Annotated in this window: 17 protein-coding genes; 14 read left to right on the forward strand and 3 right to left on the reverse strand. The window is 62.4% G+C overall.

All coding sequences use genetic code 11. The annotated features are described in order from the left end of the window. Nucleotides 1-58: 58 nt before the first annotated feature. Entirely contained in the window at nt 59-2,824 is a 2,766-nt protein-coding gene (gene polA, locus ACNFCI_RS04875; protein ID WP_368828698.1) for a DNA polymerase I, read from the forward strand. Nucleotides 2,825-3,225: 401 nt separating this feature from the next. On the opposite strand, the gene yihA is transcribed toward polA, so the two are convergent. Next, nucleotides 3,226-3,858 (reverse strand): ribosome biogenesis GTP-binding protein YihA/YsxC, encoded by a 633-nt coding sequence (gene yihA / locus ACNFCI_RS04880; protein ID WP_224457539.1) that lies wholly within the window; start codon nt 3,856-3,858, stop codon nt 3,226-3,228. Between the two features lie 208 nt (nt 3,859-4,066). Between yihA and ACNFCI_RS04885 the strand changes: the two genes are divergently transcribed. The 8 genes from ACNFCI_RS04885 to ACNFCI_RS04920 all read left to right on the forward strand — a co-directional run bounded on the left by ACNFCI_RS04885 (nt 4,067) and on the right by ACNFCI_RS04920 (nt 11,744). After that, a complete protein-coding gene (locus ACNFCI_RS04885) occupies nt 4,067-4,369 on the forward strand; it encodes a c-type cytochrome (RefSeq protein ID WP_084855180.1) in 303 nt (100 codons plus the stop codon). A 31-nt stretch (nt 4,370-4,400) separates the two neighbouring features. After that, nucleotides 4,401-5,018 (forward strand): c-type cytochrome, encoded by a 618-nt coding sequence (locus tag ACNFCI_RS04890; RefSeq protein WP_084855179.1) that lies wholly within the window; start codon nt 4,401-4,403, stop codon nt 5,016-5,018. 246 nt (nt 5,019-5,264) lie between these two features. Beyond that, entirely contained in the window at nt 5,265-5,897 is a 633-nt protein-coding gene (dsbA, locus tag ACNFCI_RS04895; protein WP_324811997.1) for a thiol:disulfide interchange protein DsbA, read from the forward strand. A 12-nt stretch (nt 5,898-5,909) separates the two neighbouring features. Beyond that, nucleotides 5,910-6,764: an endonuclease/exonuclease/phosphatase family protein gene (locus ACNFCI_RS04900; RefSeq protein ID WP_368828697.1), complete on the forward strand. Its 855-nt coding sequence runs from the start codon at nt 5,910-5,912 to the stop codon at nt 6,762-6,764. A gap of 28 nt (nt 6,765-6,792) precedes the next feature. Beyond that, a complete protein-coding gene (locus ACNFCI_RS04905) occupies nt 6,793-8,703 on the forward strand; it encodes a diguanylate cyclase (RefSeq protein WP_368828696.1) in 1,911 nt (636 codons plus the stop codon). A gap of 95 nt (nt 8,704-8,798) precedes the next feature. After that, nucleotides 8,799-9,194: a hypothetical protein gene (locus ACNFCI_RS04910; protein ID WP_368828695.1), complete on the forward strand. Its 396-nt coding sequence runs from the start codon at nt 8,799-8,801 to the stop codon at nt 9,192-9,194. A 77-nt stretch (nt 9,195-9,271) separates the two neighbouring features. Continuing rightward, nucleotides 9,272-10,048 carry an N-acetylmuramoyl-L-alanine amidase gene (locus ACNFCI_RS04915; protein WP_368828694.1) on the forward strand — a complete coding sequence of 259 codons (777 nt, stop codon included), beginning with the start codon at nt 9,272-9,274 and terminating at the stop codon, nt 10,046-10,048. 97 nt (nt 10,049-10,145) lie between these two features. Next, entirely contained in the window at nt 10,146-11,744 is a 1,599-nt protein-coding gene (locus ACNFCI_RS04920; protein ID WP_084855173.1) for an EAL domain-containing protein, read from the forward strand. 31 nt (nt 11,745-11,775) lie between these two features. Here the strand turns inward: ACNFCI_RS04920 and ACNFCI_RS04925 are convergent, their stop codons facing one another. Both ACNFCI_RS04925 and algB read right to left on the reverse strand, forming a co-directional pair. Continuing rightward, nucleotides 11,776-13,554, reverse strand: coding sequence for a KinB sensor domain-containing domain (locus ACNFCI_RS04925; protein WP_368828693.1), 1,779 nt, complete (start codon nt 13,552-13,554; stop codon nt 11,776-11,778). Next, entirely contained in the window at nt 13,551-14,897 is a 1,347-nt protein-coding gene (algB, locus tag ACNFCI_RS04930; RefSeq protein ID WP_416767521.1) for a sigma-54-dependent response regulator transcription factor AlgB, read from the reverse strand. The genes ACNFCI_RS04925 and algB overlap by 4 nt, the downstream gene beginning before the upstream one ends. Before the next feature lie 209 nt (nt 14,898-15,106). Here algB and ACNFCI_RS04935 point away from each other — a divergent pair, with 209 nt between their 5' ends. The 5 genes from ACNFCI_RS04935 to gltP all read left to right on the forward strand — a co-directional run bounded on the left by ACNFCI_RS04935 (nt 15,107) and on the right by gltP (nt 19,130). After that, nucleotides 15,107-15,928: a BON domain-containing protein gene (locus ACNFCI_RS04935; RefSeq protein WP_368828692.1), complete on the forward strand. Its 822-nt coding sequence runs from the start codon at nt 15,107-15,109 to the stop codon at nt 15,926-15,928. Nucleotides 15,929-16,102: 174 nt separating this feature from the next. Continuing rightward, nucleotides 16,103-16,387 carry a hypothetical protein gene (locus tag ACNFCI_RS04940; protein ID WP_368828691.1) on the forward strand — a complete coding sequence of 95 codons (285 nt, stop codon included), beginning with the start codon at nt 16,103-16,105 and terminating at the stop codon, nt 16,385-16,387. Nucleotides 16,388-16,421: 34 nt separating this feature from the next. Beyond that, nucleotides 16,422-16,583 (forward strand): DUF1328 domain-containing protein, encoded by a 162-nt coding sequence (locus tag ACNFCI_RS04945; RefSeq protein WP_003252966.1) that lies wholly within the window; start codon nt 16,422-16,424, stop codon nt 16,581-16,583. Nucleotides 16,584-16,585: 2 nt separating this feature from the next. Continuing rightward, the gene (locus ACNFCI_RS04950) at nt 16,586-17,056 is read left to right on the forward strand and encodes an inhibitor of vertebrate lysozyme family protein (protein ID WP_368828690.1); all 471 of its coding nucleotides are present in this window, start codon (nt 16,586-16,588) and stop codon (nt 17,054-17,056) included. Between the two features lie 724 nt (nt 17,057-17,780). Continuing rightward, nucleotides 17,781-19,130: a glutamate/aspartate:proton symporter GltP gene (gene gltP / locus ACNFCI_RS04955; RefSeq protein ID WP_368828689.1), complete on the forward strand. Its 1,350-nt coding sequence runs from the start codon at nt 17,781-17,783 to the stop codon at nt 19,128-19,130. The last annotated feature ends 28 nt before the right edge of the window (nt 19,131-19,158 follow it).

Consider the following 19,158-nt stretch of genomic DNA (forward strand, 5'->3'; position numbering starts at 1 on the left):
GTCGTCAATTGTTCCCGCTATTCTAGCGCCGGACCTGCCGAAAAGGTTGATTCTCCTCATGAGCCAAGCGCCCCTCGTCCTGGTGGACGGTTCCTCCTACCTCTACCGCGCCTTTCATGCGCTGCCGCCGCTGACCACGTCCAAGGGCATGCCCACCGGTGCGGTCAAGGGCGTGCTGAACATGCTCAAGAGCCTGCGCAAGCAGTATCCGGACAGCCTGTTCGCGGTGGTCTTCGACGCCAAGGGCGGCACCTTCCGCGATGCCATGTTCGCCGAATACAAGGCCAACCGCCCCAGCATGCCTGACGACCTGCGGGTGCAGATCGAGCCGCTGCATGCCAGCGTCAAGGCGCTGGGCTACCCACTGCTGTGCGTCGAAGGGGTCGAGGCCGACGATGTCATCGGTACCCTGGCGCGCAGCAGCGCGGCCCTGGGCCGGCCAGTGGTCATCTCCACCGGCGACAAGGACATGGCACAGCTGGTGGACGGGCACATTACCCTGGTCAACACCATGACCGGTAGCGTCCTGGACGTGGCTGGCGTGCACGAGAAATTTGGTGTCGGCCCGGAACACATCATCGACTTCCTGGCCCTGATGGGCGACAAGGTCGACAACATTCCCGGCGTGCCTGGCGTTGGCGAGAAGACCGCAGTCGGCCTGCTGACCGGTATCGGCGGCGGCCTGAGCGAGCTGTACGCCAACCTGGACAAGGTACCGGCCCTGCCGATCCGCGGCGCCAAGGGCCTGCCGGCCAAGCTCGAGGAGCACCGTGACGCAGCGTTCCTGTCCTATGAGCTGGCGACCATCAAGGTCGATGTGCCGTTGGATATCGAGGTCGAGGCGCTGGTGTGCGGCGAGCCCGACCGTGAAGCCCTGCTGGCGCTGTACACCGAGATGGAGTTCAAAAGCTGGATCGCCGAGGTGCAGCGCGACGCCGCCCAGGCGGGCGAGGCCATTGCCCCGCTGGAAGCGCCGCAGGCCAAGGCCGAACCCAAGTACGAGACGATCCTCGACCAGGCGCGCTTCGAGGTCTGGCTGGCCAAGCTGCGCCAGGCACCGTTGTTCGCCTTCGACACCGAGACCACCAGCCTGGACGCCCAGCAGGCGAAGCTCGTGGGCCTATCGTTCGCGGTCGAACCCCACGAAGCCGCCTACGTGCCGCTGGCCCATGACTACGAAGGCGCGCCTGCCCAGCTGGACCGTGACAGTGTGCTGCTGGCACTCAAGCCGCTGCTGGAAGACCCTGCCAAAGGCAAGATCGGCCAGAACGCCAAGTACGACATCAACATCCTGGCCAATTGCGCCATCGGTGGCGACCCGACCCAGGGTATCCAGATGCGGGGCGTGGCCTACGACACCATGCTCGAGTCCTACGTGCTCGACTCCACCGCCACCCGCCACGACATGGACAGCCTGGCGCTCAAGTACTTGGATCACAGCACCATCGCCTTCGAGGACATCGCCGGCAAGGGTGCCAAGCAGCTGACCTTCAACCAGATCCCATTGGACAAGGCCGGCCCCTACGCTGCCGAGGACGCCGACATCACCCTGCGCCTGCACCATGCCCTGCAGGCACGCCTGGCCAAGACGCCCAGCGTGCAGCCGGTGCTGATGGACATCGAGATGCCGTTGGTACCGGTGCTGGCCAAGATCGAGCGCCAAGGCGCACTGGTCGATGCTGCGTTGCTCAAGGTGCAGAGCACCGAGCTGGGCGTGAAGATGGCAGAGCTCGAGCGCACGGCCTTCGCCCTGGCGGGCGAGGAATTCAACCTGGGCTCGCCGAAGCAGCTCGGGGTGATCCTTTACGACAAGCTGGGCATGCCGGTGCTGAGCAAGACCGCCAAGGGCCAGCCCTCCACCGCCGAGGCCGTGCTCGCGGAGCTCGCCGAGCAGGACTACCCGCTGCCGACGGTTTTGATGGAGTACCGCTCCCTGAGCAAGCTCAAGAGCACCTACACCGACAAGCTGCCGGAGCAGATCAACCCGCGCACCGGGCGTATCCACACTTCCTACCAGCAGGCCGTGGCTGCCACCGGGCGTTTATCTTCCAGCGACCCGAATCTGCAGAACATCCCGGTGCGTACGGCCGAGGGACGGCGCATCCGCCAGGCATTCGTCGCCAGCCCCGGCTACAAGTTGCTGGCCGCCGACTATTCACAGATCGAGCTGCGCATCATGGCCCACCTGGCCAAGGACGAAGGTTTGCTGCACGCCTTCCGCAACGACCTGGACGTGCACCGCGCCACCGCCGCCGAAGTTTTTGGCGTGCCGCTGGAGCAGGTGACCACCGACCAGCGCCGCAGCGCCAAGGCGATCAACTTCGGGCTCATCTATGGCATGAGCGCCTTCGGCCTGGCCAAGCAGATCGGCGTGGACCGCAAGCAGTCCCAGGACTATATCGATCGGTACTTCGCTCGCTACCCAGGCGTGCTGGCCTACATGGAACGTACCCGTGCCCAGGCCGCCGAGCAGGGCTTCGTCGAAACCCTCTTTGGCCGGCGCCTGTACCTGCCGGACATCAACGCGAAGAACCCGGCACTGCGCAAGGGCGCCGAGCGCACGGCGATCAACGCGCCGATGCAGGGCACCGCAGCGGACATCATCAAGCGCGCCATGGTGGCAGTGGACAACTGGCTGACCGACAGCGGCCTGGACGCGCGAGTGATCCTGCAGGTGCACGACGAACTGGTGCTGGAAGTGCGTGAGGACCTGGTCGAGCAGGTGAAGGAACAGATCCGCCCGTATATGAGCAACGCCGCGCAACTGGATGTTCCGCTGCTGGTGGAAGTAGGTGTTGGTTCGAATTGGGACGAAGCTCACTGAATCGGAGCCTGAAGGCAGGGTAGGATCTGCGACGTGGTGTCGTGGATCCGCTAAGGCTCAGTGCCAGGGGTTCTCAAGTTTCATGAAACTATCGCAAATAGTTTCCAAGGCTTTGGAACTAAACCGGTGAACCGGGACTCAGAGTAACTGAATGGCTGGTGAAGCCTTTCGATGCTCCTATGTTGTGTTAAGTGTTGGCAGATACCCGGACCCCGCCCTAGCGGTCCGGACTTGAACCCCGAACTTCTCCCTCCCCATACGAAGTCCGGGGTTTTTTTTGCCCGGAATTTGACTTATGGCTTGTAGAGAACCCTGTAGGAGCGGGCTTACCCGCGAATGCGATGTCGGATGCACCGCCGCATTCGCGGGTAAACCCGCTCCTACAAGTTACGAGCAAACCTTCAAATGACTGGCTTGTCTTCCAGCTCCATCCACTCGGCCAGCACGCCGTAGGCTTCTTCCAGGCCCATGCGCTTGGGGGCCGAGAACAGCTGGATGGTCACCCCGTCGCCCCAGCCCTTGCGGATTTCCGATTGCACCTTGAGCAGCGTGTTCTTGGCCGCGCCGAAGGTGAGTTTGTCGGCCTTGGTCAGCAGGATGTGCATGGGCATGGCGCTGGCCTTGGACCAATCGAGCATCATCTTGTCGAAATCGGTCATCGGGTGACGCACGTCCATCAACAGGATCACCCCGCGCAGACACTCGCGGCTGCCCAGGTAGGCCTCCAGGTGATGCTGCCAGTGCTGCTTGAGCGGAATCGGCACTTTTGCATATCCGTAGCCCGGCAGGTCGACCAAACGCCGTTCATCGTCCAGACTGAAGAAATTCAACAACTGAGTGCGACCCGGGGTCTTGGAGGTACGCGCCAGGCTGGCATGGGTCAGGGTGTTGAGGGCGCTGGATTTGCCGGCGTTGGAACGGCCGGCGAAAGCCACCTCGTAACCCTGGTCTTGAGGGCATTGTTCGACCTTGGCGGCGCTGAGGGCGAATTTGGCTTTCTGGCAGAGGCCGAGGATGGGGTTTTTGACTTGCATGGGATATCCGATGTGGGTGTTGCCAAGGCCCGCCATTCAGGCACTGGGCGCGGCAAGCGGTGTCGTTTCCGTTTGGATGGCGGAAGTATATAATGCCCCAGTTTTTGTGTGCGCATTATCCCGGCGTAGGGTGATGTGCATGGGGTGTCGAACAATAGCTCGCGCATCAGAACGCAGCGCGGCCCCCAACCCTGAAAGGTCGTTGCGCATGGCGAAATGGCTGCTTGCTGTCGGTTTGTTCCTGCCGATTTTCAGCGCTCAGGCTACACAGGATCCCGAGGCGTTGTACAACCGCACCTGTGCGGCCTGTCACGCCGGCCAGTTGCCCCAGGCCCCTAAACAGGGAGACCGGGCAGCATGGGAACCCAGGCTGGCGCAAGGCATGGAGACACTGGTGGCACATGTTACCCAGGGTTTCAAGGCTATGCCGCCGCGTGGATTGTGCATGGATTGCAGTAACGAGGACTACCGCAACCTCATCCTCTGGATGAGCGGCAGCCCCGATACATAACATTTCACCCCTAGCCGTGTTGGATTAGCTGATGAACAAACTATTCGTGAGTCTGCTGTTGACCATGGGTGTCGCAGGTGCGGCCAATGCTGCGCAACCCATCAAAGGCGATGCTGCTGCCGGCCAGGCCAAGACAGCTGTCTGTGGAGCCTGCCACAACCCCGATGGCAACAGCTTGGCGCCGAACTTCCCCAAACTCGCCGGCCAAGGCCAGCGCTACCTCGAAAAACAACTGCACGACATCAAGTCCGGCAAGCGCACCGTGCTGGAAATGACCGGCATGCTGGCCAACTTCAGCGACCAGGACCTGGCCGATATCGCTGCCTATTTCTCCAGCCAGAAAGGCAGCGTCGGCGCAGCCGATCCGAAACTGGTCGAGCGTGGCCGGGCGCTGTTCAACGGCGGAGACCTGGAGAAAGGCATGCCGGCCTGCACGGGCTGCCACTCGCCGAACGGCGCTGGCATCGCCCTGGCCGGTTTCCCGCACCTGGGCGGCCAGCATGCTCAGTACGTGGCCAAGCAGCTCACCGACTTCCGTGAAGGCAACCGCACCAACGACGGCGATGCCATGACCATGCGTTCGATCGCCAGCAAGCTGAGCAACAAGGACATCGAGGCCTTGGCCAGCTATATCCAGGGGCTGCACTGAGGCCTGTGGGGTCCTATCGCCGGCAAGCCGGCTCCTGCAAGGCTGGCGTTGTACCTGTGGGAGCGGCTTTACCCGCGAACCGGCCCATGCATTAACATTCGGTTAATGCTGTGCGGCAAAGATGAAAGGGCGGCTCGGGCCGTCCTTTTTTCCGTCCGTAGCCGTACACTAGAGAACTCGAGCCCTTCCCGGCCGGTCACAGTACCGGTCGCGTCGAGGCGACCAATGACTGCTCAGGAGTAAAGCATGCGTAAACTGATTCTCAGCGCTGCGCTGGTCGCCGCCAGCGTATTCGGAATGACCGCCGTCCAGGCTGCGGAGCCTGTCGAGGGCCAGCAGTATTTCGAGCTGAGCAACCCTGTCCCTGTTTCCGAACCGGGCAAGATCGAAGTCGTCGAGCTGTTCTGGTACGGCTGCCCGCATTGCTACCACTTCGAACCGACCATCAATCCATGGGCCGAGAAACTGCCGGCCGATGTTCACTTCAAGCGCGTACCGGCCATGTTCGGCGGCCCTTGGGACGCCCACGGCCAGATGTTCCTGACCCTCGAAGCCATGGGTGTCGAGCACAAGGTCCACGCCGCGGTCTTCGATGCCATCCAGAACCAGCGCAAGCGCCTGACCAAGCCTGAGGAAATGGCCGACTTCCTGGCCACCCAGGGTGTGGACAAGGGCAAGTTCCTCGCCACCTTCAATTCCTTCGCCATCAAAGGCCAGGTGCAGCAGGCCAAGGACCTGGCGAAGAAATACGAAATCACCGGCGTGCCGAGCATGGTGGTCAACGGCAAGTACCGCTTCGACCTGGGTACCGCCGGCGGGCCGGAAGGCGTGCTGGATGTCGCCGACCAGCTGATCGCCAAGGAGCGCGCCGCCAAGTAAGCGGCGTTGCCCATGAACCGCTTTCGGTCCACCCGTCTGGTTGGCCTGCGACAACCGCAGGTCAACGAACACCACCTGCAGGCCCCTGGCCTGCCTGAGGACGGGCGTCTGCGGTTGCTCAGCTTCAATATCCAGGTGGGCATCAGCACCGAGCGCTACCGGCACTACCTGACCCGCAGCTGGCAGCACTTGCTGCCGCACAACGGGCGTGCCGGCAACCTGCAGAAAATCGGCGACCTGCTTGCCGATTTCGACCTGGTGGCCTTGCAGGAAGCCGATGGCGGCAGCCTGCGGTCGGGTTATATCAATCAGGTCGAACACCTGGCCCAGCTCGGTGCCTTCCCCTATTGGTACCAGCAATTGAACCGCAACCTGGGCCGTTTCGCACAGCACAGCAATGGTGTGCTCAGCCGGCTCAAGCCCCAGCACCTGGAGGACCATCCCCTGCCCGGTCCTGCCGGCCGCGGTGCGATCCTGGTACGTTTCGGCGAAGGCGACGATGCTCTGATCGTGGTGATGATGCACCTGGCCCTGGGTGCCAAGACCCGTGCCCGGCAACTGGCCTACGTGCGCGAGTTGATTGGCGGCTATCGCCACCAGGTGCTGATGGGAGACATGAACACCCACGCCACCGACCTGCTCGAGCATTCGCCGCTGCGTGACCTTGGGCTGGTCGCCCCCCAGGTCGAGGCTACGTTCCCCAGCTGGCGACCACAGCGTTGCCTGGACCATATCCTGCTCAGCCCAAGCCTGACCCTGGAACGGGTCGAGGTATTGGCCCAGCCGATTTCCGATCACCTTCCGGTTGCCGTCGAGATTCGTTTGCCTGATGCATTGACTGTGGATACGCTGCCGGTTTTGGGCTAGTTGCCATCACCGGTTCGCGGATTCAGGCATGACAGACGAAGGCGAGCGCTGGAAAGAGAAGTACCTCAAGAGCATTGAACGACAAGAGCAGCTCGAGCGCCGCTGGGAGGCTCGCCTGGACCTGTTGCGTCGTGGTCTGGTGCGCAGCACCCTGGCGGCCGAGGGTAGCGACAAGACTGTCGACCAGTGCATGAAGGAGCTGCGCGAAGTCATCCGCAGCGACAATATGGATGCTGGCCTGGCAGGGCTGCTGCCACGCCTGGAAAAGGCCGTGCTCGACTCCGAGCAGCGCCGCGAGACGCGCATGACCCAGGTCAGCGAGGCGCTGACCGCGTTGGTTGACCAGCTGCAGGGCTTGTCGTTGCCCGGCGAGGTGGCTCGCCCGCTGAAAAAGCTGTCCAAGAAGCTTGAGGTGGGTGTCAGCCAATCCCGCGAGTTACCGCCCCTGCTGAGCGAGCTCAGTGGTCTGCAGGGGCGGGCGTTGAGCGCGCTGCAACGACCGGACGAAGACATACGGCCAGGCTTTCTCCAGCGGCTGTTTGGCGGTCGTGAGGCCGAGGCGGAGCCCGCCGCCGCATCGGTAGATGTCACTCATGTCGACCCCGCACCTCAACCGCCAAGTGAACCTTCGCTTCCGGTCGACGTGGATGCCCTGCAACGTTTGGCTGAGCCGCAAGAACCAACCCCTCCCCTGGACGAGCCAGACGCGCAGGCGCAGCCCATCGACCCGATGACGCCCTCGGAAGAAATGGTCTTGGCACCTGCCACCCAGCCCCCGGCGCCAGAGCTGCAACCGCAACCGGTCGAGGTCGAGGCGCCAGAGGCCTTGCCGATGACAACTCTGGATGGCCCCGGCGAGGGCTCCTTCGCCCTGCCCGATGCCGTCGAACCGCCCTACAGCATGGTTGCCATGCACATCGAGCAGACGTTGATCGGGTTGCTCGATGACCTGAGCCTGCCGGAGCCCTACAAGGCCCAGGCGCAGACCATGCGTGAGCGGGTGTCACGGGGGCTGAACTGGTACGAGCTGATCCCGGTACTGGATGACCTGGCCGTGCTGATGCTGGCGATCACCGACAGCGGCCAGCATGAATTCGAGGCCTACCTGCAACAGCTCAACGAACGCCTGGCCACCTTCCAGAGCCATCTGCACGAGGCCAGTGCCGGGCATGCCGACAACAGCAGCGCTGCCCGCCAGTTGGATCACCAGTTGCGTGAGCAGGTCGACGGGCTGCAGAGCAGCGTCCAGGGCGCGGCTGACCTGGGTAGCCTCAAGCGCGTGCTGGAGACCCGCCTGGAAGGCCTGTTGTCCACCATGGACGAACACCAGCACGAGCGCGACCGCCGTGAACAGGAGCTGGCGAGCCGCCTGCAAGGCCTGGCCGAGCGCGTGCAGAACATGGAGCAGGAAGCTCACGGCTATCGCGAGCACCTGGAGGAGCAGCGCCAGAAGGCCCTGCTCGACCCCCTGACCGGCCTGCCCAACCGCGCGGCCTGGTCGGAGCGTGTGGAGCAGGAAGTGAAGAAATGGCAGACCCAAGGCGGCAACCTGCTGATGGCGATCCTCGACCTCGACCACTTCAAGCGCATCAACGACAGCTATGGCCACCTGGCCGGGGACAAGGTGCTGAAGATCGTCGCGAGCCAGCTGCGCAAACGCCTGCGTGGGCAGGACTTCATTGCCCGTTTCGGCGGGGAGGAGTTCGTTCTGCTGCTGCCGCAGACCGCTCCGGAGGTCGGCGCCAAGCTGGCAGAGGTGCTGCGGGCGACGGTCGAGGCCTGCCCGTTCCACTTCAAGGGAGAACGGGTGGTCATCACCACCTCCATCGGTTTCAGTGCGTTCCGCGTCGGTGAGCGCGCCGACCAGGTGCTCAAGCGTGCCGATGCCGCGCTCTACCGCGCCAAGGACCAGGGGCGCAACCGGGTGGAACAGGCATAGATATGTACTGCAACTGACACCTGTCTCGGTCTGACAATTGCCTGCCGTATGCCTGATGGTCAGGCGACGGCGCGTTGATCAGACAGGAGTAGCTGATGAAAATCACCAAAGGGCTTGCAGCATTGGTAATCGGTCTGGGTATTCAGACTTCCGTAGTGGCCAAGGAACACCTGTTCACCGCCCATGTGGCGGCGGATGGTACGGTTCTTCGGCAATGGCCGGAATGGATCGTGAAGGTCGAGCACCAGCCTCAGCCAAACTACTTCAGTTTGTACAAGCTTCATCTGAACAAGCGTCTCGTTCACCAGGACCCCGGCTTTTGCAGTGTGTCCCCCATCGATGCGAGCGATTACGACCGGCAGCTGTATGGGCAGGCCAAGGTCATCGGTAAACCCGTGATGGCCAAAGTCGATGTGATGACCCAATTGGTCGACAAGAACGGAAGCAGTGGTGACAACTCGCTGGAATTCCTTGTCATGTGCACCCGCTGATGGTCGCTTACTGAAGCACCGGACCAGGGGGCACGTTATACTGTAGCGCTTACGCAATCATTGATGTGCCCTCTTTCATGAAAACGCTATTTGGCGGGCTGTTGCTCTTGTTGCTTGTGGGCTGTTCCACTGGCTTGCGCATCGACCGCAATCACCCTTCGGTCAACCACGACAGCCGTATCCAGTTCGTGGTCCTGCACTACACCAACGCTTCGTTGGAACGCTCCCTGGCCCTGCTGACCCATGGCGAGGTTAGCAGCCACTACCTGATCGGCGACGGGCCGGCCACGGTCTACCAGCTGGTCGACGAGAGCCGCCGGGCCTGGCATGCCGGCGATAGCCAATGGCAAGGCCGCACCTGGCTGAACTCCAGCTCCATCGGCATTGAAATCGTCAACCCAGGCTACACCGACACGCCCAACGGGCGAGTCTGGCACCCCTACAGCGAGGCGCAGGTCCAGGCGTTGATCGCCCTGCTCAAGGACATCGTCAAGCGCAACAATATCGACCCCCGGCACATCATTGGCCACAGCGACATCGCACCGTTGCGCAAGCTCGACCCGGGGCCGATGTTCCCCTGGAAACGCCTGGCCGATGCTGGGCTGGGCGTGTGGCCAGAGGCCAATGCGGTGGCTCGCCAGCAGGCCTACTTCAGCGTCAACCCACCGACGATCACCTGGTATCAGCAGCAGCTGGCACGCTTCGGCTACGCCATCGCCCAGACCGGCGAGCTGGATGTGTCCACCCGTCACGTAATCGCGGCTTTCCAAATGCGCTTCCGCCCGCAGCGCTTCGATGGCATGCCTGACGCCCAGACCGCCGCCATGCTGCAGGTGCTCAACCGCACACGCTGATCGGTTATTGCCCCGAACGGGCCGGGATTGCGCCCAACGGCAACGCTGACCGCGTGCACAGTTGCTATACCTCTTGGTAATCAACTGGATGTCTGCGATGTCAGCGTTCCTTGCGGCACTGCGTCAATTTTTCCACCGTCCCTGGATGCTGGCTGGGCTGGCCGCATTTTCCAGCGCCGTCCTGTTGCTCACGGCAAGCCTCGGCGTGGCCTTCCAGCAGGTGAAGCAGAACGAAAGCGCGCAGATGAATGCCCGGGGCGAGCGTTTCCTGGAGCGGCTGGAACAGATCTTCGGGCAACTGCGCGAAGGGGTCGACCAGCTCCAGGCGCAACCGTTGCGTGGTTGCGATGCCGCAATGATCGCCGCGTTGCAGCAAGTGGGGCTGAGTTCGCGTTTCATCTATGAGGCGGCGTACGTCGATGGTGCCGAAGCGTGCTCCAACCGCGGCGGCGAACGAGCCATCGAGCCGTTCCGGGCCCCGGACATCCAAGGGCCGACCTACAGCTATTGGCTCAATACCTCCACTGAGCCCAACGAGAACCTGGCGGCGTTGATGCTTGGCCGGGGCAAGTTCCTGGTCTCCACTTCGCGGGGGCACCTCACCGATGTGGTCGACCTGCCCCTGGGCAGCAGCGTGTTGGTGGTCCTCGACCACGGCAGCCGCGCCATCCCGGTGCTTGGCCCGCCCCAGCGCTGGCCGCCGGCGGCTGATTGGCCGCCGCCGTCGCGCCAGCCCCTGGTGGAACAGGATGACCGGCTGCTCTATTACATGCAGACCAAATCGCCGGACTACCAACTGGTGCTGATCGCGCCGCGAGCAAGCCTGCCCCTGAAAATGAACGGTATGCTCTGGCTGTTGTTCCCTGGCAGCCTGGTGTTGGCGTGCTGCATCGGCTGGTTGGTCCTGCAGCTGATTCTGCAACGGCGATCGATGAGTTCGGAATTGCAGAACGCCCTGCGCCGGGGAGAGTTGCAGGTGCTCTACCAGCCGATCTTCGAATTGAACAGCCGGCGCTGCGTCGGTGCCGAGGCGCTGGTGCGCTGGCTACGGCCCGATGGCACCCTGACCAGCCCGGAGCTGTTCATCCCCTTGGCCGAGAACACCGGGCAGATCCGCCAGATAACCGACTTCGTCCTGCAGCGGGTACTGGAGCAGCTGAGCCAGTTGCTGCGGGCCAACCCTGAACTGTATATCTCGGTTAACCTCGCGGCGTGCGATGTCATGGTCCCCCGTATCGGCCGGGTGGCGGCCCGGCTACTGGCGCATCACCGGGTGGCTGCCAGCCAGATAGCCTTCGAAGTGACTGAACGTGGCCTGATCGATGTGGTGGTGGCGCGTAACAACCTGCAGGCCCTGAGGGCCGTGGGCCATCAGGTGCTAATCGACGACTTCGGCACCGGCTACTGCAGCCTGGCTTACTTGCAGACCCTGCCGGTGGACTGTCTGAAGATCGACAAGGCCTTCGTCGATGCCTTGGGCCACGATGCGGCGAGCAGTGGCGTAGCGCCGCATATCATCCGCATGGCCCATTCCCTACACTTGCGGGTGATCGCCGAGGGCATCGAATGCGAAGATCAGGCGGTACTGCTCAACAGCGAAGGGGTCAATTACGGCCAGGGCTGGCTGTTCGCTCACCCACTCACCGCCCGCCAGTTCACCGTGCTCGTCACCCGCGAGCGGCGCAACCGCAGGTAGCCGAGTGTGGTGTTTCACAAATAACACCACACTAGACAGGCAAGGCCATGTAGAACTGGGTGCCCTGCCCAGGCCGGGAGTACACGCCCATGCGGCCACCATGCAGCTGGACGATTTCCTTGCACAAGGCCAGGCCAAGCCCGGCACCGCCCTTCTTGCGACCGACCTGGACGAACGGCTCGAAGATTCGGCCTTGTTGGCCATAGGCGATGCCTTCGCCGTTGTCCTCGACCCCGATGATCACCCGTTCGGCATGCCGCCGCGCGTGCAGGCGGATGCGCCCGCCGCTGGCGGTATGGCGGATGGCGTTGTGCAGCAGGTTGTCCAATACTCGGTCCAGTTGGGCCACATCCGCCTGGATACGTGGCAAAGGCGACTCCAGGTCGATGAACAACTCGATCTCCTTCTGCGCGGCCAGCTCGGCGAAGCGCGCCTGAGCATGCTCAAGCAACTGGTCGATGGCGCAAGGGGCCAGCTCCAGCTTCTGCAGGCCACTCTGGTAGCGGGAGAAGTTGAGCAGGTCGTTGATCAGCTGGGTCAGGCGCTGCATTTCCTCGCCAATGGTCTCGAGCAGGTCGTTCTCTCGCGCTTCGGGTGGAAAGCTCACGCGCTCGCGCAGCAGGCCGAAGGCCATGTGCATGCCGGTGACCGGCGTGCGCAATTCGTGGGAGGCTCTCAGGACGAATTCACTGCGAACCCGTTCGAAGGCACGTTGCTCGGTAACGTCATGCAGCACCATCACGGCGCCCAGGATCGGCCCCTGTGGGTGGCAGACCGGCGTAAGGCTGTAGGTCAGCAGCCGGGTCTCCTCGTCTATTTCGATGCTCAGGTCATCGGGCGGCCGGTCCAGGCTACCGCCGCGCAAGACCTGGCGAAGTTGCTGCTCCAGTTCGGGGCGTTGCAACGCCTCGGCCAGGCCGCTGCCAATTCGGCCAGCGTCCCAGCCCAGTTGGCGCTGGGCCACGGGGTTCAGGTGCTCCAGGCAACCCTGGCGGTCGATGATCAGCAGGCCGTCGTCGATGCTGTCGAGCACTGCCTGAAGGCGTTGCTGGCCGGCCAGCAATTCATCGACATTGGTAGCCTGGTGCTTGCGCAAGGCATCGGCCATCAGCCCGAAGCGTCGGGTGAGCTGGTTGAGCTCGCTGGCCTGGGTGACCGGCAAGGTGACATCGAAGTTGCCTTGGCCGACCTGGTCGGCGGCCTTGGCCAAGGCCTCGATCGGCTGGCCGAAGCGCTGGGCGATGTTGTGTGCGGTGGCGAACCCCAGTACCAGTACTGCCAGGCCAAGCAGGCTGAGCAGACCACTGACCAGCAAGGCGCGATCGCGGGTATGGGCCTCTGCGCTGGTGATGTGTTCTAGGGCCTGTCTGTGGGAGTCGATGAGGTCGTTGCGGACCTGGTGGAAGGCAGCTCCCAGCGGCAGGTCGGGGCTCATGTTTCGCGCGGGTGCCGTACTGTCTCGGTAGGCCTGGAGAAACGCCTGGTAGTTGCTGCTGGTCTTGCTGAAAGCGGTACGTTCTGCGCCTTCGGCCAGGTCCTGGTTGAGCAGGGACTGGAAATCTTCCTGCAACGCCAGCAGGCTGCGCGAGTCGGTGTGTTCGTCGAGAATCAGGGTCAACTGCTCACCGAGGTTTTGCCGCAGCTTCAGCCCAATCTCCAGTGTTCGCGTGGTTTCCTCCACCAGCCGCTGGTGAACGGTGGCCATCTGCACCACGCTCACCAGCCCGAGCAACAGACCAAGCAAGGCGACGCTGACCAGCGCCGAGATGCTCAGGAAAAGCCGCGTACGCAGCTTCATCGGCCATTTCATAGGTTGTACTGCTTGCGCTTGCGGTACAGGGTCGAGGCATCGATACCCAAGGTTTTGGCCGCCTGGTCCAGGGTATCGCTGGCTGCCAGGACCGCGCCGATGTGCGCGCGCTCAAGCTCGTCCAGGCTCAAGGCGGCGCCGATACGCGGAGCGTTGCTGGTGGGCGCTTCGGCCATGCCCAGGTGGGCGATTTCCACCCGTTCCTGTGGGCAGATGATGCTCGCCCGTTCCACAACGTTGCGCAGTTCCCGGATGTTGCCAGGCCAGCGGTAGTTGAGCAGCGCCGTGCGCGCCTCGTCGCTGAACACCCGGGCCGGGCGTGCGTATTCCTTGACGAAGCGGGCCAGAAAGCGCTCGGCCAGGGTAAGGATGTCTTCGCTGCGCTCACGCAGCGGCGGCAGGTGCAGGGTGATGACGTTCAGGCGATAGAGCAGGTCTTCACGGAAGCGCCCGTCGCGGACCATTTCTTCGAGATTGAGGTTGGTCGCGGCAAGGATGCGGACATCGGCGCGGCGGGTGACCGGGTCGCCGACCCGCTCGTATTCCTTGTCCTGGATGAAACGCAGCAGCTTGGGTTGCAAGGTCAGGGGGAAATCGCCGATCTCATCGAGGAACATGGTGCCGCCGTCGGCCTGGTTGACCCGCCCCAGGGTGCTTTCGCTGGCGCCGGTAAAGGCCCCGCGGGTATGGCCGAACAGTTCGCTTTCCATCAGTTCGGCATTCAGCGACGGGCAGTTGATGGTCACGCAGGCCTTGCGCGTTCGCTTGCTCCAGCCGTGGATGGCGCGTGCCAGTTCGCCCTTGCCGGTGCCTGACTCGCCGAGGATGAGAATGTTGGCATCGGTGCTCGCCACCTGCCGGGCGGTTTCCAGTACTGCCATCATCGCTGGGCTGTGGGAGTCCAGGCCGTCCTTGGGCTTGCGTACTTCGCCTTCCAGCGCCTCCAGGCGTGCCGACAGCTGGCGGACCTCCAGCTGCTTGGCGGTGGCAAGGCGCAATTGATCCGGGCTGCATGGCTTGACCAGGTAATCGGCGGCGCCGGCCTGGATGGCATCCACCGCGGTGTCCACTGCGGAGTGGGCTGTCACGATGACCACGCGCATCCAGGGGGCCTGGATGCGCATCTGGGCGAGTACGTCGAGGCCGTTGTCTTCGCCCAGGCGCAAATCGAGGAAGCACAGGTCGAACACTTGGCGCTGCAGCAAGGCATCGGCCTGGGCAGCGCTGCTGGCCGTGGCCACGCTATAGCCTTCATCTTCGAGGCAGTAGCGGAAGGTTCGCAGGATTGCGGATTCATCATCCACCAGCAGAATGCGGCCTTGGTTGTCCTGGGCTGATTCCATTTTCCTACGCTCCTTCGGGATTGATCTCAATTAGTGTCGGAAAAATCGGGCAAGTTGCATGGTCCATTCTGAAGGAATCTGTCGTTTGCATGCTAGCCATTGGCCTGTTCGTTCACCGATGCGAAACAGATCGGGCGTTTTGACAGACCATGCGACTGGCATGGCAGTTGCGACGATCTTCAATTTTTGCCACGAAAGGAGGTGCTCCCATGCCTGTATTCCCTCGAACCGCCCTGCTGGCAGCCTTGTTGTTGCCCATGCTTACGCCTGCCTTGGCCGATACCGCGCAAAACGCCCGCCTCGAAGGTGCGCTGCAAACGGCTCTGTCGCTCAACCGGGTGCTCAACCCGTTCCGTATCGAGGTGGCTGTGGATGGGCCCAAAGCCACGCTGTCCGGCGAGGTGGAGAACGAGGTGGAGCGCCAGCTGGCCGAGCATGTCGCCTTGGCGACCCGTGGTATCGAACAGGTCGACAACCAGCTGCGGGTCAACCCCCAACTCGTCGAGCGCCCGCTGGAACTGCGCGCCTATGCCCAGCGGTTGGAGGACGCGACGCTGGCTGCGGTCATACGCGCCCGATTGCTTTGGAGCACGGTCACCGAGAAGGCACCGATCGAAGTGGAGAGCCGTGAGGGTGTGGTGACTTTACGCGGCAAGGTCGACAGCGCCGAGGCCAAGGAGCTTGCCGGTGTGCTGGCGCGCACCACCGAAGGGGTGCACCTGGTCAACAACCTGGTCAGCCTGGACAGTGCGGCCATGGCCAAGGCCCGGGAAAAACCCGTGGATGCGCCGACCGGGCCGCAGCCGAGCGATAACTGGATCGTCGACAAGATCCAGGCAAGCTACCGCTTCAGCCGAAACCTCGACGGCCTCAACCTCAAGGTGGCCAGCGAACAAGGCCTGGTGCGCCTTTCAGGCGAGGTGGTCAGCAGTGAGCAGAAAACCATCGCCGTCGAAGTGGCACGCCAGATCATCGGCGTAAGAGGAGTGGACGCGGACCTGTTGAAAGTGGCCAGTAAAGTCGAAGGCTGATCGTGCAAAACGCACGACCTTGAAAAGGCCATCGTGCAGGATACGTGCCCACGAAGGTTTTCCAATTTGCCTAACTCATTGAAATAAAAGGATTTTAAAAGAGTGCCCGGGCTGGCATGCAGGCTGCAACTTCCCTGTCAGGTTCGAATAAAAAACACAGCAGGAGGAGCCGGCATGAATCGCCAATCCGTCAACCGCTCGCAGACCGCCGAACTGCCCTGGCGCCAGTGCCTGTACCTCGGCCTGGCCCTGCTGCTGACGCTCGCCGCTGGCCAGTTCTACTACAGCTGGCAGACCGCACGGCTCGCCGAGCAGGTCGCGGCGCAGACCGCATTGTTGACGCAGTTGCAGTCGACTCGTGCCAACACCCTGGTGAGAGCGGCATCGCCGCTGCCAGCGGAAAAAGTTTCGTCCGACACCCTGGAGAGCGTCGCCATTCAGGAACGCTGGGTGTTCTGACCGGACAGATTTCGAAAAAGAAAGGAGAACCATCATGCTGAGTTGGGCCATCACTTTCCTGATCATCGCCATTGTCGCCGCCGTGCTGGGCTTCGGTGGTATTGCCGGCGCCGCCACGGGTATCGCGAAGATCCTGTTCATCGTCTTCCTGGTCCTGTTCGTGGCTTCCTTCTTCTTCGGACGCGGTAGAGGTTGAGCATGAGCCGGATGCTATGCAACGCCCTGGCTGCCGCCCTGCTTCTGGGCGGCAGCGCGGCGACGATGGCGGCCAATGACGGCCAGGTCCGGGTCAGCCAACTGCTGGGTTCGGACCCCGAATATCGAGAAACCTGGCAGGACACCATAAAAGACGAGGAACGCCTGCCCGATTGGGTGATCAACCTCAGCGGCAGCTCTCAGGAGCAGATGTCGGCCGTTACCGAGGATGGCGACAAGTACCTGGTCGGGCCCTTGTGCGAATCCGAGAGCAACTGCACCTACAAGCGCCTGATAGTGGCGTTTAGTTGGGACAAGGATGATGCCTACGGGATGCTCGTTGAAGTGCCCGAAGGCCTGCCTTCGGACAAATCGCCTACCCGCCACGCGCAATACCGTTGGCTGGGTGACCCAGACGAGGGCATGAAAGCCATGCTGCGTGAGCAGCTCAAGCGCGACCCGAAGTGGTACTGACCGAAGGTTGTGGTTTGTAACCAGATAGAAGCTGAACCTTTTTATCTTTCAGGCTTCTATGGTGCGCCGCTCCGAGGAGGGGTGGCGCATGACCAGGGGGCCGGGCTGTTCTGATTGCTTCAGGATCGGAGTGGCCTAGGGGTACAGGGAGTACCTCCGTCATGGGCCGGGTCAGGTAAGGCGGCATCGGAAGTCATGGCCGGCGTGTCAGGCGACACAAGTGCCAGGCCGGACTTCCGAGGCGCCTATATAGGAAAGGGCCGATTGTTTGGCTTTTTCATCCCGAGGCACATTTTGCCTCGACCGTACATCGAAATTTTTTTCCTCAAGGTGCATCGCCGTGCAGCCCTATTCGGCGCCATTCGGATTGTCGAACAAAGCGTCGGAACATCCAAATGACCACTGTCAAATCTGCCGAAAAATGGCGCTTTGGTCTTGTTCGGAAATCCGAACGCAGGAAGCCCAACCCTCTCAGATGCGCGTTTTTGCCTCCGAGCCTCATGCCGATTCGGCATGGGGTAGTCGTTTCCGGCATTAGACTGCCCCTCTTCCCGTCGCAATAGTTGCCGCCTTTTTCGCTGGCCCGAGCGCCCAGACGCTCGCTTGCGGTGACCTTCGATGGCGTCGCCGGACGGAAGCCCAACGTTGCCCAATGTGCTGCCAAAGGCTCTGGGATGCGTTTTTCCGCCTGGCACCCATGACCATTAAAAGAAAGGGTAATGACATGAAGAAGGCAAAACTGAGCCTCGCCTGGCAGATCCTCATCGGACTCGTCCTTGGCGTTGCGATCGGCGCGCTGCTGAACCATTTCAGTGCAGAAAAGGCATGGTGGATCAGTAATGTCCTGCAGCCAGCCGGTGACATCTTCATTCGCCTGATCAAGATGATCGTCGTCCCGATCGTGATTTCGTCGCTGATCGTGGGCATCGCCGGGGTTGGCGACGCGAAGAAACTGGGCAGTATCGGCCTGAAGACCATCGTCTACTTCGAGGTGGTGACCACCATCGCCATCGTCGTCGGCCTGGTACTGGCCAACCTGTTCCATCCGGGTGCCGGCATCGACATGAGCACCCTGGGTACCGTCGACATCTCCAAGTACCAGGCCACCGCGGCCGAAGTGCAGCATGAGCATGCGTTCATCGAGACCCTGTTGAACCTGATTCCGTCCAACATCTTCGCGGCCGTGGCCCGTGGCGAGATGCTGCCGATCATCTTCTTCTCGGTGATGTTCGGTCTGGGTCTGTCGAGCCTGCCGGGCGATCTGCGCGATCCGCTGGTCCGTACCTTCCAGGGCGTGTCGGAGACCATGTTCAAGGTCACCCACATGATCATGAACTATGCCCCGATCGGCGTGTTCGCCCTGATCGCCGTGACCGTCGCCAACTTCGGCTTCGCCTCGCTGCTGCCATTGGCCAAGCTGGTACTGCTGGTGTACTTCGCCATCGCCTTCTTCGCCTTCATGGTGCTGGGCCTGGTGGCACGCTTGTTCGGCTTCTCGGTCATCAAGATCATGCGCATCATGAAAGACGAGCTGATCCTGGCCTACTCCACCTCCAGCTCGGAAACCGTGCTGCCGCGGGTGATCGAGAAAATGGAAGCCTACGGGGCGCCGAAGTCGATCTGCAGCTTTGTGGTCCCGACCGGCTACTCGTTCAATTTGGACGGTTCGACCCTGTACCAGAGCATCGCGGCCATCTTCATCGCCCAGCTGTACGGTATCGACCTGTCCTGGAGCCAGCAGCTGCTGCTGGTGTTGACCCTGATGGTCACCTCCAAGGGTATCGCCGGTGTACCGGGTGTTTCTTTCGTGGTACTGCTGGCGACCCTGGGCAGCGTGGGCATCCCGCTGGAAGGCCTGGCCTTCATCGCCGGTGTCGACCGCATCATGGACATGGCCCGCACCGCCCTGAACGTGATCGGCAACGCCCTGGCGGCACTGGTCATCGCCCGCTGGGAAGGCATGTACGACGCCGCCAAGGGCGAGCGCTACTACAGCTCGCTGATGGCCGGTAACAAGCATGAGGCAGTGGTGGCGGCTGGCAAGCCGGCCCCAGCGGCCCAGCAGAACCCGTAAGGCGTTCAGTGTGCTGTACAAGAAGCCC

Origin of the sequence: Pseudomonas sp. NY15356, from assembly GCF_048068175.1 — a bacterium.
GTDB lineage: Bacteria > Pseudomonadota > Gammaproteobacteria > Pseudomonadales > Pseudomonadaceae > Aquipseudomonas > Aquipseudomonas putida_K.

What these genes read in the sequence shown, in the direction of transcription:
- polA (WP_368828698.1), top strand. Translation starts at nt 59, where the DNA reads ATGAGCCAAGCGCCCCTCGTCCTGGTGGACGGTTCCTCCTACCTCTAC.
- yihA (WP_224457539.1), bottom strand. Translation starts at nt 3,858, where the DNA reads ATGCAAGTCAAAAACCCCATCCTCGGCCTCTGCCAGAAAGCCAAATTC.
- ACNFCI_RS04885 (WP_084855180.1), top strand. Translation starts at nt 4,067, where the DNA reads ATGGCGAAATGGCTGCTTGCTGTCGGTTTGTTCCTGCCGATTTTCAGC.
- ACNFCI_RS04890 (WP_084855179.1), top strand. Translation starts at nt 4,401, where the DNA reads ATGAACAAACTATTCGTGAGTCTGCTGTTGACCATGGGTGTCGCAGGT.
- dsbA (WP_324811997.1), top strand. Translation starts at nt 5,265, where the DNA reads ATGCGTAAACTGATTCTCAGCGCTGCGCTGGTCGCCGCCAGCGTATTC.
- ACNFCI_RS04900 (WP_368828697.1), top strand. Translation starts at nt 5,910, where the DNA reads ATGAACCGCTTTCGGTCCACCCGTCTGGTTGGCCTGCGACAACCGCAG.
- ACNFCI_RS04905 (WP_368828696.1), top strand. Translation starts at nt 6,793, where the DNA reads ATGACAGACGAAGGCGAGCGCTGGAAAGAGAAGTACCTCAAGAGCATT.
- ACNFCI_RS04910 (WP_368828695.1), top strand. Translation starts at nt 8,799, where the DNA reads ATGAAAATCACCAAAGGGCTTGCAGCATTGGTAATCGGTCTGGGTATT.
- ACNFCI_RS04915 (WP_368828694.1), top strand. Translation starts at nt 9,272, where the DNA reads ATGAAAACGCTATTTGGCGGGCTGTTGCTCTTGTTGCTTGTGGGCTGT.
- ACNFCI_RS04920 (WP_084855173.1), top strand. Translation starts at nt 10,146, where the DNA reads ATGTCAGCGTTCCTTGCGGCACTGCGTCAATTTTTCCACCGTCCCTGG.
- ACNFCI_RS04925 (WP_368828693.1), bottom strand. Translation starts at nt 13,554, where the DNA reads ATGAAATGGCCGATGAAGCTGCGTACGCGGCTTTTCCTGAGCATCTCG.
- algB (WP_416767521.1), bottom strand. Translation starts at nt 14,897, where the DNA reads ATGGAATCAGCCCAGGACAACCAAGGCCGCATTCTGCTGGTGGATGAT.
- ACNFCI_RS04935 (WP_368828692.1), top strand. Translation starts at nt 15,107, where the DNA reads ATGCCTGTATTCCCTCGAACCGCCCTGCTGGCAGCCTTGTTGTTGCCC.
- ACNFCI_RS04940 (WP_368828691.1), top strand. Translation starts at nt 16,103, where the DNA reads ATGAATCGCCAATCCGTCAACCGCTCGCAGACCGCCGAACTGCCCTGG.
- ACNFCI_RS04945 (WP_003252966.1), top strand. Translation starts at nt 16,422, where the DNA reads ATGCTGAGTTGGGCCATCACTTTCCTGATCATCGCCATTGTCGCCGCC.
- ACNFCI_RS04950 (WP_368828690.1), top strand. Translation starts at nt 16,586, where the DNA reads ATGAGCCGGATGCTATGCAACGCCCTGGCTGCCGCCCTGCTTCTGGGC.
- gltP (WP_368828689.1), top strand. Translation starts at nt 17,781, where the DNA reads ATGAAGAAGGCAAAACTGAGCCTCGCCTGGCAGATCCTCATCGGACTC.